Genomic DNA, 12,833 nt, shown 5'->3' on the forward strand with positions numbered 1-12,833 from the left:
CCGCCCCAAGGGAGGCCTGCGCCCCCTCGGGGGGCAGCGAACACAGTGAGCGTGGGGGCTTCGTCATGTCAGATCCTGGGTCATCGCCCGGGCCGCTTCGGTCTGGGCGGCCCGGAAGGCCAGCAGCTTCGCCTGCAGCGCCTCGTCGCGGTTGGCCAGCATGGCCACGGCGAACAGTGCCGCGTTGGCCGCACCGGCGGTGCCGATGGCAAAGGTGGCCACCGGGATGCCCTTGGGCATCTGGACGATCGAGTGCAGCGAATCCACGCCCTGCAGGTGGCGGCTGGCCACCGGCACGCCCAGCACCGGCACCGGCGTCTTGGCAGCCAGCATGCCGGGCAGGTGGGCGGCACCGCCGGCGCCGGCGATGATGGCCTGCAGGCCACGCTCGCGGGCCTGCTCGGCGTAGGCGAACATGTCGTCGGGCATGCGGTGCGCCGAGACAACCCGGGCCTCGTGGGGCACGCCGAACTCGGCGAGAATCTGGGCGGCGGCCTTCATGGTGTCCCAGTCGCTGGACGACCCCATGACGATGCCGACCACGGGCGTGGCGCTGTTCAAGGCTGCAAGGCTCCCGTCGGGCAAAAGCCGTGATTTTAGGCTGGCGCCCGTTGCCGGGGTGCGTCCGCACCGTGTCTGCCCTGTTTTCCCCTTCGCCTGCCCTGACATGATCGACATCACCCTGCAGAACTTCGAAGCCGAGCTGATCACCGCCTCGACCCGGCAGCCCGTGCTGCTCGACATCTGGGCGCCCTGGTGCGGCCCGTGCAAGTCGCTGGGTCCCACCCTGGAAAAGCTCGAGACCGAATATGCCGGCCGCTTCACGCTGGCCAAGCTCAACAGCGACGAGCAGCCTGAGATCGCCGGTCAGCTGAGCCAGGCCTTCGGCGTGCGCTCGATCCCGTTTTGCGTGATGTTCGTCGGCGGCCAGCCGGTGGACGGCTTCGTTGGCGCCATCCCCGAGCCGCAGATCCGCGAGTTCCTGGGCAAGCATGTGCCCACCGAGGATGCGCTGGAGGCCGAGGCCGAGGTGGAAGAGGCCGAGGCGATGCTGGCCGAGGGCGGCGACATCGACAGCGTGATCGCCAAGCTGCAGGAGGCGGTGGCCATCGACCCGTCCAACGACGTGGCCCGGCTGGACTACCTGAAGGTGCTGCTGGGCGTGGCGCGCCAGGACCCGTCGCGCATCGCCCAGGCGCGCGCCGCCTTCGACCCGGTGGCGGCCAAGGTCCTGTCCGACAGCCGCTTCGCCGCCGTCGAGCACTGGCTCAAGGCCTGCGAGGCGGCGCAGCAGGCCCGCCCGCCCGAGGCCCTGGCGGCCGCGGTGGCGGCCAACAAGCGCGACTTCGCGGCCCGCTTCGAGGCCGCGCAGGTGCTGTTCGCCGTGGGCGCCTTCACCCAGGCGATGGACGAGCTGCTGGAAATCATCATGCGCGACAAGGCCTGGAACGACGAGGCCGCGCGCAAGACCTATGTGGCCATCCTCGAGCTGATGACCAAGCCGGCCGCCAAGCCGGCCGCCGGCGAGGCCCCCAAGGGCGCGCTGGAGGTGACCGGCAAGGCCGCCGTGGCGCCGGTGGATCCGGTGCTGGAGCAGTACCGCCGCAAGCTGAGCATGGCCTTGTTCTGAGGCCGGGCCGGGCTCGGCCCACCGGCGGCTCAGTCGCCCAGCACGGCGTCCACCTGGGCCAGCTGGGCCGCCAGCGCCGCCTGGAAGGCCTGGAATTCCTCCAGCGCCGCCTGCGCCAGCGCCTGGTGATGCGCCGAGGCCGCGCTGTCGCCACAGCGCGCCAGCAAGGCCGCCAGCCGGGCGTGGCCGGCGGCGCGGTCGTCGGCGTCGGGCTGCTGGTCCACCAGTGGCGCCAGTGCCCGCGCTTCCTGCTCGGCCCGCTGCCGCTCACCCAGGTGCCAGCGGCACCAGGCCCGGTTCAGGCCCATGTGCGGCACCAGACCGGCCATGCCGGAGCCGGCGGCTTCGTCCAGCGCCGCGTCGTAGAGCGCCACCGCCTCGCCCCAGCGTTGCAGCACGGTGTACAGGCGTGCCTTCATCACCGGCGGCATGGCCCCCAGGCCCTCGTTGCCCAGGCCCAGGTCGAGCTGGCTGCAGGAGTCGGCCTCCAGCAGCGCGCGGCGGGCCTCGTCCTCGCGGCGCTCGCCCAGTGCATCGAGCAGGCCCAGGCGGTCGACCTGGCCGGAGTTGCGGTTGTGGGCCATGGCCGAGAGCATCGCGGTGTCGCCCTGCGACATCGCCCAGTGGCGCACGTTCAGGTACAGGCGCTGCGCCCGCTCGTGCAGACCGGCCAGGCGCGAGGCATCGGCACGCACCAGGCACAGCCGGGCCTGCACGCCCGGGTCGCGCTCGGTGTCCAGCCGGCCGGCCGCCACCATCGCGTCGACCATCGGCGCGAAGCGCCGGGCATTGAAGTGGCACAGCGCCATCCAGGCCAGCGACAAGGCCTGCAGGCGCGGCAGGCCGACGGCGGCAGCGCGCTGGCGGGCGTCGTCGAAATGCGTGAAGGCCTGCGGGGACAGGGCCTCGAAGTGCTCGATCATGCCGGCCAGGAAGGGCACCCAGGCGCCCAGCGCCTCGCGGCCGCGGCGCTGGGTCAGCACGCGCAGGCCCTTGAGGGCAAAGCGGGCCTCGGCCAGGTGGCCCGAGCGGGCCTGGGCGGCGGCCCGCTCGGCACGCAGGCAGTCGGCCTGCGCGGGGTCTCGGCACGCGGCTATCGCCGCGTCCAGACCGTCGATCAGTCGGGACACAGGGCGCTCTCCTCCCTGCCTGGAGCCGGTCTTCAGCCGGTCAGGCGTTCGAGCGCTTCGCGATACTTCGCTGCGGTACGCTGGATCACATCGGCCGGCAGCGCAGGCGCCGGGGCGGTCTTGTTCCAGGGCTGGCCATCCACCGTGGCCTGCTCCAGCCAGTCACGCACGAACTGCTTGTCGTAGCTGGGCGGGTTCGCGCCTTCCTGGTAGCCCTCGACGGGCCAGTAGCGCGAGGAATCGGGGGTCAGCACCTCGTCCATCAGCGTCAGCGTGCCGTCGGCATCGAGGCCGAACTCGAACTTGGTGTCGGCGATGATGATGCCCTTGGTCAGCGCGAAGGCCGCGGCCTCCTGGTACAGGCGGATCGACACCGCGCGCACGCGCTCGGCCAGGTCGCGGCCGATGATGGCCACCATCTCCTCGAAGCTGATGTTCTCGTCGTGGTCGCCCATCTCGGCCTTGGTGGCCGGGGTGAAGATGGGCTGCGGCAACTTGGACGCGTTCTTCAGGCCGGCCGGCAGCGCCTCGCCACACACCGACTGGCTCTGCTGGTACTCCTTCCAGCCCGAGCCGGCCAGGTAGCCGCGCACCACGGCCTCGACCGGCAGCGGCTTCAGGCGCTTGACCAGCATCGCGCGGTCGCGCACCTGCTCGACCTCATCGGGCGCCACCACCGACAGCGGGTCCTCGCCGGTCAGGTGGTGGGGCACCACATGGCCCAGGCGGTCGAACCAGAACAGCGCCATGCGCGTGAGCAGCGCCCCCTTGCCGGGGATGGGTTCGCCCATCACCACGTCGAAGGCCGACAGGCGGTCGGAGGCGATCATCAGGATGCGGTCGTCACCGACCGCATAGTTGTCACGCACCTTGCCGCGGGCGAGCAAGGGCAGTGAATGCAGGGAGCTTTCGAGGAGCGCTGAGACCATGTCAATCCAGTGGGCTGATGCCCTGGATTGTAGGCGGCGAGCCCGTTACCCCCCTTGGACAGGGGGGTGGACCCACCGAATAACGCCCCTAGAACGTGGGGGTGTCAGCGCACCTGCTGGGCCAGCGCGCCGCTGGCGTAGCGGGCCGCCATGTCGACCAGCGTGAGGCCCTGGATCTTGCCGGCCTGGCCCTCGCAGCCGAATTCCAGGTAGCGCTGCTTGCAGATTGCCTTGGCGGCTTCACGGGCGGGCTTGAGCCACTCGCGGGCGTCGAACTTGTCGGGGTTCTCGGCCAGGAACTTGCGCACCGCACCGGTCATCGCCAGGCGGATGTCGGTGTCGATGTTGATCTTGCGCACGCCGTGCTTGATGGCTTCCTGGATCTCGGCGATGGGCACGCCGTAGGTTTCCTTCATCTTGCCGCCGTACTGGTTGATGATGGCCAGCAGGTCCTGCGGCACCGACGAGGAGCCGTGCATCACCAGGTGGGTGTTGGGGATGCGCGCGTGGATTTCCTTGACGCGGCTGATCGCCAGCACGTCGCCGGTGGGCGGGCGGGTGAACTTGTAGGCGCCGTGGCTGGTGCCGATGGCGATGGCCAGCGCATCCAGCTGGGTTTCCTGGACGAAGCGGGCGGCCTCTTCCGGGTCGGTCAGCATCTGGCTGTGGTCGAGCTTGCCGACCGCGCCGATGCCGTCTTCCTCGCCGGCCTCGCCGGTTTCCAGCGAGCCCAGGCAGCCCAGCTCACCCTCGACGGTGACGCCCACCTTGTGCGACATCGCGACCACCTGGCGGGTGACCTCGACGTTGTAAGCGAAGTCGGCCGGGGTCTTGCCATCCTCGCGCAGCGAGCCATCCATCATCACCGAGCCGAAGCCCAGGTCGATCGCGCCGGCACACACCTTGGGGCTGGTGCCATGGTCCTGGTGCATCACCAGCGGGATGTGCGGGTACATCTCGGCCGCGGCCTGGATCAGGTGCTTGATGAAGGGCTCGCCCGCGTACTTGCGCGCACCGGCGCTGGCCTGCAGGATGACCGGCGCACCGACCTCGTCGGCGGCGGCCATCACGGCCTGCACCTGCTCCAGGTTGTTGACGTTGAAGGCCGGAATCCCGTAGCCGTTTTCGGCAGCGTGGTCCAGCAGTTGGCGCATCGAGACGAGAGCCATGGGAGCGTCCTCAGGGGGAAGTGGAAAAACTCTGCGGCGCGCTGTCGATGTAACCGCGCCGTAACTCGCCGAATTCTAGACCCGCACCCTGTCGCCGGACTGTCCCCGACCCTGGTGGCGCATCAACCGACGCGACACACCTTCAGCATGTTGGTACCGCCGGGGTAGCCCATCGGCTCACCGCAGGTGATGGCATAGGTGTCGCCCGGGCGCAGGATGCCGCGCCCCACCAGGATGCGCTCGGCCGCCACCAGCGCGGCGTCGCGGTCGGTGAAGCTCTCCATCTGCAGCGGCCGCACATTGCGGTAGAGCGCCATGCGCGCCACCGAGCGCGGCTGCGTGGTCAGGCCGAAGATCGGCACGTGGATGTTGTGCCGGCTCATCCACAGCGCGGTGGAGCCCGATTCGGTCAGCGCGACGATGGCCTTGCAGCCCAGGTGATGGGCGGTGAACAGCGCGCCCATCGCGATCGACTGGTCGATGCGGGCGAAGGTGCGGTCGCTGAAGTTGGCGTCCAGGCGCACGTCCTCGGCGCGTTCGGCCTCCAGCGCGATCAGGTGCATCTGCTCGACCGTCTCGACCGGGTACTTGCCGGCCGCGGTCTCGGCGCTGAGCATCACCGCGTCGGTGCCGTCGAGCACCGCATTGGCCACGTCCGAGACCTCGGCGCGGGTGGGCACCGGGTTCTGGATCATCGACTCCATCATCTGCGTGGCGGTGATGGTGATCTTGTCCATCTCGCGCGCCATGCGGATCATCTTCTTCTGCAGCGCCGGCACCGCGGCGTTGCCCACCTCGACCGCCAGGTCGCCGCGCGCCACCATGATGCCGTCCGAGGCCTTGAGGATGGACTCGAGGTGGGGGATGGCCTCGTAGCGCTCGATCTTGGCGATCATCGCCGGCTTGTGGCGGTAGGGCTCGCCGGCCACGTTGGCCAGCTGGCGCGCCATCTCCATGTCGGTGGCGTTCTTCGGGAAGCTCACCGCCAGGTAGTCGCACTGGAAGGACATCGCGGTCTTGATGTCTTCCATGTCCTTGGCGGTCAGGGCCGGCGCGGTCAGGCCGCCGCCCTGCTTGTTGATGCCCTTGTTGTTGCTGAGCTCGCCGCCGATTTTGACGATGGTGTGGACCTGCTCGCCCTTGACCGCCTCGACCGTCAGCACGATCAGGCCGTCGTTGAGCAGCAGCGTGTCGCCGGGCTTCACATCGCGCGGCAGTTCCTTGTAGTCCAGGCCCACGCCGCCCAGGTCGCCGGGCTCGGTGCGCGCGGCGTCCAGCACGAAGGACTGGCCGTTGACCAGCATCACCTTGCCCTCGGCGAACTTGCCGACGCGGATCTTCGGGCCCTGCAGGTCGGCCATCAGCGCCACCGGCTTGCCCACCTGCGCGGCCACCTCGCGCACCAGCGTCGCGCGGTCGATGTGGTCCTGGGCCTTGCCGTGGCTGAAGTTCAGCCGCACCACGTCGACGCCGGCGCGCAGCAGCCGCTCCAGCACCTCGCGGTCACTGGACGCAGGGCCGAGGGTGGCGACGATCTTGGTGGCGCGGGGCATGGGGCAGGTCTCCTGTGGCGCGAGGGCGTTGTGCCGCGCCGTGTGTGGTGTGATGCGGCCATTATCCGCAGAGACAGGTACGACGCAGTTACCAGTGCACGGCCAGCCCTTCGGTGCCCGGGGCCGGAAAGAGCGCGTCGTAGCCCAGGCGCTGCTGGCGCGCCGGATCGGCCCAGGCGCGGGTGGTGTCGCTGAGGTGGTTGAAGCACAGCTGCACCCGCGCCGGCTGCGAGGACGCCAGGATGCAGGCCAGCGCCTCCTCGTCCGGGTGGCCGAAGAGGTCGCCGTTGGTGCTGACCAGGTAGCGCGGGCACTCGACCAGGGCCATCAGCTCGGCGGTGGTGTTGCCGCGGCTGCCGTGGTGCGCCAGCTTCATCGCGTCAACGCGCAGCCGCGACTGGCCACGCGTTGCCAGCAGGCGGCGGATCGAGGCGCAGACCACCGGCGCATGGGCATCGGCCAGCAGCAGGGCGCTGCGCCGGCCGAACTCGGCGAGGAAGGCGATGCTGGAGCCATTGGCGGGCGCGGCGTCCAGCCGGGTCGACCCCGCCGGGCGGGTGGTCGCGCCGCCGCCGAGCAGCCCGGCCTCGGGCAGGTAGCGTGATTGGGTGGCCAGCGCCGCCCAGGCGCTGTCGAAGTCGCCGGGCACGACCTGGCCCTTCAGGTCGGTGCGCCAGGCGCGGTGCAGCGCCACCAGACCCTCATCGGTGGGCGACAGCAGGGTCAGTTTCAGGCCGCCGGGCAGTGTCACCTCGGGCAGCGCACCGGTGGCGGGCACCCGCACGGCATGGCCGCCAAAGGCCCGATTCCAAGTGTCAGGCGGCAGGCGCTGCTGGATCAGCGCGGCGAAGAACTCGCCCTGCTTGCCGCCCAGCCGCTCCTGGGCGCCCGCCTCGATCAGGTGGGTCCAGCCGTTGAACCAGACATCGGCCACGCTGAACGGCCAGGGCGTGGGCTCGGCGAACAGGCGCAGCAGGCCGTCGACATGGTCGGTGTCGACATGGCTGAGCACCACCAGTTCGAGCCGCTGCCCGGGCAGCGCATCGATCGCGGCGCGCAGCGCGCCATAGGCGCCGATCGGGCCACCGTCGACCAGCAGTTGGCGTGGGCGGCGGCCGTCATGCCAGCGCAGCAGCAGCGCATCGCCGTGCAGCGCGGGCAGCATCTCCAGTCCCATCGAGCGCTTCATGCGGTCTCTCCCAGACCCGCCGGGGGCCGGGCTGCACTGTGCGCCACCCGCCTGGCGGCCGCCATCCCCCGGCTGGAGGAGGCCTCGCTCAGCGCGTGCGCGCCGCCGCCACGTCGGCCACGGCCAGCGCCGTCATGTTGACCACGCGGCGCATCGTCGCCGAGGGCGTCAGGATGTGCGCCGGGGCGGCTGCGCCCAGCAGGATCGGGCCCACGGTGACGCCGTGGCCGCCGGTGACCTTCAGCACGTTGAACAGGATGTTGGCGGCATCGATGTTGGGCAGCACCAGCACATTGGCCGAGCCATGCAGCGTCGAGTCGGGCAGCACCGCCTGGCGGATGGTCTCGGACAGCGCGGCGTCGCCATGCATCTCGCCGTCGCACTCGATCTGCGGTGCGCGCTGCACGAACAGGTCGCGCGCCGCACGCATGCGCCGGGCACTCTCGCGCTTGGAGCTGCCATACATGGAATGGCTCAGGAAGGCCACCTTGGGCGGCAGGCCGAAGCGCTGCACCTCGTCGGCGGCCATCTGGGCGATCTCGGCCAGGGCCTCGGCCGAGGGCTGCTCGTTGACGAAGGTGTCGGCGATGAACAGCGTGTGCTGGTCCAGCATGATGGCGTTCATCGTCGCCAGCACCTGGGCGCCGGGGCGTGCACCGATCACCGCCTGCACATGCTCGAAATGGGCGTCGAAGCGCCCGACCAGGCCGCACAGCATCGCGTCGGCGTCGCCGCGGCGCAGCAGCATCGCGGCGATCAGCGTGTTGGAGCGGCGCAGCGCGGCCTTGGCGGCCTCGGCCGACACGCCCTCGCGCGCCATCAGCCGGTGGTAGTCCTCCCAGCAGGCGCGGTAGCGCGGGTCGTCCTCGGGGTTGACCACCTCGAAGTCGACGCCGGGCTGCAGGCGCAGGCCGGCGCGCTCGATGCGCATCGCGATCACCGCCGGACGGCCCACCAGGATGGGCTTGGCCAGGCCTTCGTCCAGCACCACCTGCACCGCGCGCAGCACGCGCTCGTCCTCGCCCTCGGCGTAGATCACGCGCGCCGGCGCGGCCTTGGCGGCCATGAACACCGGCCGCATCAGCATGCCGGTCTGCGAGACGAAGCGGCTGAGCGACTGGCGGTAGGCGTCCAGATCAGTGATCGGCCGCGTGGCCACGCCGGACTCCTGCGCGGCCTTGGCCACGGCCGGCGCGATGCGCAGGATCAGCCGGGCGTCGAAAGGCGTGGGGATCAGGTACTCGGGGCCGAAGCGCAGCGTCTTGCCGGCGTAGGCGGCGGCCACCTCGTCACTCGCCTCGGCCTTGGCCAGCGCGGCGATCTCGCGCACGCAGGCCAGCTTCATCGCCTCGGTGATGCGGCTGGCGCCGCAGTCCAGCGCGCCGCGGAAGATGTAGGGGAAGCACAGGACGTTGTTGACCTGGTTGGGGTAGTCCGAGCGGCCGGTGGCGATGATGCAATCCGGCCGCGCGGCCTTGGCCAGCTCGGGGCGGATCTCGGGCTCGGGGTTGGCCAACGCCAGGATCAGCGGCTGCGACGCCATGGTCGTGACCATCTCGGGCGTCAGCACGCCGGCGGTGGAGCAGCCCAGGAAGACGTCGGCGCCGGCCACCACCTCGGCCAGCGTGGTGGCGCTGGTCTTCTGGCAGTAGCGCTGCTTGGATTCATCCAGCCTGTCGCCGCGGCCCTCGCGGATCACGCCTTTCGAATCACAGACGAAGATGTTGGCGGGCTGCACGCCCAGCTGCACCATCAGGTCCAGGCAGGCGATGGCCGCTGCACCGGCGCCCGAGACCGCCAGCTTGACCTGGTCGATCTGCTTGCCCACCAGTTCCAGGCCGTTGAGCAGCGCCGCCGCCGAGATGATCGCGGTGCCGTGCTGGTCGTCGTGGAAGACCGGGATGGAGAGGCGCTCGCGCAGCTTCTTCTCGATGTAGAAGCACTCGGGCGCCTTGATGTCCTCGAGGTTGATGCCGCCCAGCGTGGGCTCCATCGCGGCGATGATCTCGACGAGCTTGTCGGGGTCGTGCTCGGCCAGCTCGATGTCGAACACATCGATGCCGGCGAACTTCTTGAACAGGCAGCCCTTGCCTTCCATCACCGGCTTGCCGGCCAGCGGCCCGATGTTGCCCAGGCCCAGCACCGCGGTGCCGTTGGTGACCACGCCCACCAGGTTGGCGCGCGAGGTGTAGTCGGCCGCCAGCGACGGGTCTTCCTCGATCGCCAGGCAGGCATAGGCCACGCCGGGCGAGTAGGCCAGGCTCAGGTCGCGCTGGTTGGACAGCGGCTTGGTGGGGGTGACGGCGATCTTGCCCCGCGTCGGCGCACGGTGGTATTCCAGGGCGGCGTCACGCAGCGCCTGTTCGGCGGGCGAGAGGTCGTGGGGGGGCATCGCAGTCTCCTCGATTGAATGGGTTGAATCTTGCGTATGGTGCGGTTGCATTCCACCAGGCGCAAGAAAATCGCCCCATCTATGCGGAATTCGCATGGAACGATGCCCCTGCGTTCGGCCCCAGCGGGCCTCATCTGGCACAGTGCGGCGGGTGACGAGCCCTGCCGTGTCCCCCACCCAGCACAGCACCCTGGCCAATGGCCTGCGGGTGCTGGCCCTGCCCATGTCCTGGCGCCAGACGCTGTCGCTGTCGGTCTTCATCCGCAGCGGCAGCCTGCACGAGCCGCGCCGCTGGGCCGGCATCAGCCATGTGGTCGAGCACATGGCCTTCAAGGGCACGCCCACACGCAGCTGCCAGGCGATCAACCTGGCCGCCGAGGCGCTGGGGGCCGAGCTCAACGCCCACACCGACAAGGACCACACCGCCTACCACCTGGACGGCCTGGCGGCCGACCTGCCGCTGTTCGTGGAACTGCTGGCCGACATCATCCTGCACCCCAGCGTGCCCGAGGACGAGCTGGAACGCGAGCGCCAGGTGATCCTGCACGAGCTGACCGAGGTCGAGGAAGACCCGGTGACGATGGCCTTCCTGGCCTTCGACCGCGCCTGCTACGGCGCGATGCACCCGGCGGCGCGCCCGGTGATCGGCCAGCGCGCGACGATCGAGCGCCTGACGCGCGCCGACCTGCTGGCCTACCTGCAGACCCAGTATGTGGCCAGCGAGGTGGTGGTGGCCGCGGCCGGGCCGGTGGATCTGGACACGCTGGTGCCGCTGGTCGAGCGGCATTTCGGGGCCATGCCCGCCGGCACGCCGCAGCCGCTGCCGCGCGCACCCTGGCAGGGCGGCTGGCGCCAGTACCGGCTGGGCGGCAGTTCGCAGACGCAGCTGGTCCTGGGCTACCCGGCCCCCACGCCCGACGACGACCGCCACCTGGCCCATGTGCTGGCCGCCGCGCTGCTGGGCGAGGGCATGAGCTCGCCGCTGCTGGATGAAGTGCGCGAACGCCGCGGCCTGGCCTACCACGTGGCCTGCTCGGCCGACCTGCTGCCCTTTGGTGGCCAGTTCATCGTCGAGGCGGCCACCAGCCCGTCGCAGTCGCTGGAATACCTGGACGCGGTGGCCACGCTGCTGCGCCGCCACGCCGAAACGCGCCCGAAGGCGCCCGAGCTGGCGCGCGCCCGCCAGCAGCTGCGGCTGCGCGCGCTGCGCCAGCAGGAACAGCCGGCGCGCCGCCTGGAGCAGGCGGTGCAGGAGCTGTTCACGCTGGGCCGGCTGCGTGCCGACGGCGAGTGGCTGGAACGCCTGGACGCGGTGACGCCCGCCCAGGTGCAGGCGGTGTTCCGCCAGCAGCAGGCCGGGCGCGCCGCGGTGGGTGTGGCCGGCAGCGTGCCGCAGCGGCTGCGCGAGCAGGCAGCGCCCTGGTTCGGCGTCTGATCAGGCGCTGATCAGACGCACCTGCAGCACCTGCGTGCTGCCCAGCAGCGCCAGCAGGCGGTCGATGTTGGGGTGGGCGCCGGGGCGCTGGCGCGCGTCCTCGGTGTGCTCGCCGTACAGCAGCAGGCCTTCTGCCGCGGCGGCGGCGTCGATGCACCCGCCATGGCGCTGCGACAGCGCGTGGTAGACCGCCACCGAGCCGGCCTGGCCGGGGCGGTTTTCGATCACGGCCACGGTGTGGCCCTCAGCGTCGATCAGGTGCAGCGCCGCCAGGTGGGCAACGCTGGGCAGGGTCTTCAAGGTGTCGGCAAAGGCCATGGTGCGCGAACGTCAAGGGACACAGCCGGCACTGTATCCCCCGCACCCGCTGGAGTGCCAAGGCAGCGCGGACGCGGCAAGATCGCACCCAGGAGATGCCCATGCCCGACTACACCCGCGACCCTGGCGCCCTGTTCCACCCCGAACGCCGCCCGATGCCGACGCTGCCTGCCCGGCCCTCGGTCGAGCTGCTGGGCGCCGCGGCGGCGCGCATCGCCTACCTGGGCGATGCCGGCGCACGCGCGCGTGCCCTGGCGGCGATCGGCGCCCAGGAGGCGCTGTTCTTCGACGACCCCGCCACCGACACCCAGGGCCTGCTGGCCACCCACGCCGACGGCTGGCTGATCGCCGCGCTGCGCGGCACCCAGCCCTGGCGGCGCGACGTGCTGATCGACGCCATGGCCTGGACCCGCCAGTGGGCCGCGGTGCCCGGGGCGCAGGTGCACAGCGGCTTCGCGCTGGCCGCGCACAAGGTGCTGACGCATGCCAAGGTCGGTCCGGCGCTGGCGGCGCTGCGGCCCGAGCGGCGCCTGCTGATCTGCGGCCACAGCCTGGGTGGCGCGCTGGCGGTGCTGCTGGCTTCGGCCTGGGGCGCCGACCGCCTGGTCACGATCGGCTGCCCGCGGGTGGGCGACGCCGTCTTCGCGCGCACGCTGGACGCTCGCCTAGGCGAGCGCCACACCCGCATCGTGCAGGCGATCGACCTGGTGCCGATGGTGCCGCCGGGCCACGAGGGCACGCTGCCGCCCAGCAGCGGCTGGCAGGCGCTGTGGTCGACCACCGCAGCACGCGCCGCGATGGCCATGGCCGACGGCTGGGGCGGCCACGCCGGCTGGGACCCGGCCGAGGTGCTGGCGCGCGCGCCGCAGGGCTACCAGCACGCCGGCCAGCGGCTCTACATCGACCGCCTGGGGCGGCCCTGCCCTGGCGCCACCGACGCCCAGGTGCGCCAGGACCAGTTCGACGCGTTGACCCAGGACGGCCCGCTGCGCAAGCTCAGCTGGCTCTTCACCGGCCAGATCGCCACCCGGCTGCTGAGCGACCACACGCCGGACAACTACCTCAGCGCGCTGCGCGGCTGAAGCGCG

General features: G+C 71.1%; 11 protein-coding genes. 3 read left to right on the plus strand and 8 right to left on the minus strand.

Features of this window, described 5'->3' with window-relative positions:
- Positions 1 to 63: 63 nt before the first annotated feature.
- The gene (gene purE / locus KAK03_RS05925) at positions 64 to 528 is read right to left on the minus strand and encodes a 5-(carboxyamino)imidazole ribonucleotide mutase (protein WP_210852997.1); all 465 of its coding nucleotides are present in this window, start codon (positions 526 to 528) and stop codon (positions 64 to 66) included.
- Between the two features lie 139 nt (positions 529 to 667).
- Between purE and KAK03_RS05930 the strand changes: the two genes are divergently transcribed.
- Positions 668 to 1,630: a tetratricopeptide repeat protein gene (locus KAK03_RS05930; protein ID WP_210852346.1), complete on the plus strand. Its 963-nt coding sequence runs from the start codon at positions 668 to 670 to the stop codon at positions 1,628 to 1,630.
- Between the two features lie 29 nt (positions 1,631 to 1,659).
- Here KAK03_RS05930 and KAK03_RS05935 read toward each other — a convergent pair whose 3' ends face one another.
- The 6 genes from KAK03_RS05935 to KAK03_RS05960 all read right to left on the minus strand — a co-directional run bounded on the left by KAK03_RS05935 (position 1,660) and on the right by KAK03_RS05960 (position 9,992).
- Entirely contained in the window at positions 1,660 to 2,760 is a 1,101-nt protein-coding gene (locus KAK03_RS05935; protein WP_210852348.1) for a hypothetical protein, read from the minus strand.
- Positions 2,761 to 2,792: 32 nt separating this feature from the next.
- Positions 2,793 to 3,689 carry a phosphoribosylaminoimidazolesuccinocarboxamide synthase gene (locus tag KAK03_RS05940; protein ID WP_210852350.1) on the minus strand — a complete coding sequence of 299 codons (897 nt, stop codon included), beginning with the start codon at positions 3,687 to 3,689 and terminating at the stop codon, positions 2,793 to 2,795.
- A 104-nt stretch (positions 3,690 to 3,793) separates the two neighbouring features.
- Complete coding sequence (gene fba / locus KAK03_RS05945; RefSeq protein WP_210852352.1) at positions 3,794 to 4,858, minus strand: class II fructose-bisphosphate aldolase; 1,065 nt, start codon at positions 4,856 to 4,858, stop codon at positions 3,794 to 3,796.
- Positions 4,859 to 4,980: 122 nt separating this feature from the next.
- Positions 4,981 to 6,411 carry a pyruvate kinase gene (pyk, locus tag KAK03_RS05950; protein WP_210852354.1) on the minus strand — a complete coding sequence of 477 codons (1,431 nt, stop codon included), beginning with the start codon at positions 6,409 to 6,411 and terminating at the stop codon, positions 4,981 to 4,983.
- Between the two features lie 88 nt (positions 6,412 to 6,499).
- Positions 6,500 to 7,600 (minus strand): ComEC/Rec2 family competence protein, encoded by a 1,101-nt coding sequence (locus KAK03_RS05955; protein WP_210852356.1) that lies wholly within the window; start codon positions 7,598 to 7,600, stop codon positions 6,500 to 6,502.
- Between the two features lie 88 nt (positions 7,601 to 7,688).
- Complete coding sequence (locus KAK03_RS05960) at positions 7,689 to 9,992, minus strand: NADP-dependent malic enzyme (protein WP_210852357.1); 2,304 nt, start codon at positions 9,990 to 9,992, stop codon at positions 7,689 to 7,691.
- 166 nt (positions 9,993 to 10,158) lie between these two features.
- On the opposite strand from KAK03_RS05960, the gene KAK03_RS05965 reads away from it, so the two are divergent.
- Positions 10,159 to 11,427 carry a M16 family metallopeptidase gene (locus KAK03_RS05965; protein ID WP_310738491.1) on the plus strand — a complete coding sequence of 423 codons (1,269 nt, stop codon included), beginning with the start codon at positions 10,159 to 10,161 and terminating at the stop codon, positions 11,425 to 11,427.
- Here the strand turns inward: KAK03_RS05965 and KAK03_RS05970 are convergent, their stop codons facing one another.
- Positions 11,428 to 11,745, minus strand: coding sequence for a DUF2322 family protein (locus tag KAK03_RS05970; RefSeq protein WP_210852361.1), 318 nt, complete (start codon positions 11,743 to 11,745; stop codon positions 11,428 to 11,430).
- A 101-nt stretch (positions 11,746 to 11,846) separates the two neighbouring features.
- Between KAK03_RS05970 and KAK03_RS05975 the strand changes: the two genes are divergently transcribed.
- Entirely contained in the window at positions 11,847 to 12,827 is a 981-nt protein-coding gene (locus KAK03_RS05975) for a lipase family protein (RefSeq protein WP_210852363.1), read from the plus strand.
- Positions 12,828 to 12,833: the final 6 nt, after the last annotated feature.

This window comes from Ideonella alba (assembly GCF_018069845.1).
Classification (GTDB): domain Bacteria; phylum Pseudomonadota; class Gammaproteobacteria; order Burkholderiales; family Burkholderiaceae_C; genus Ideonella; species Ideonella alba.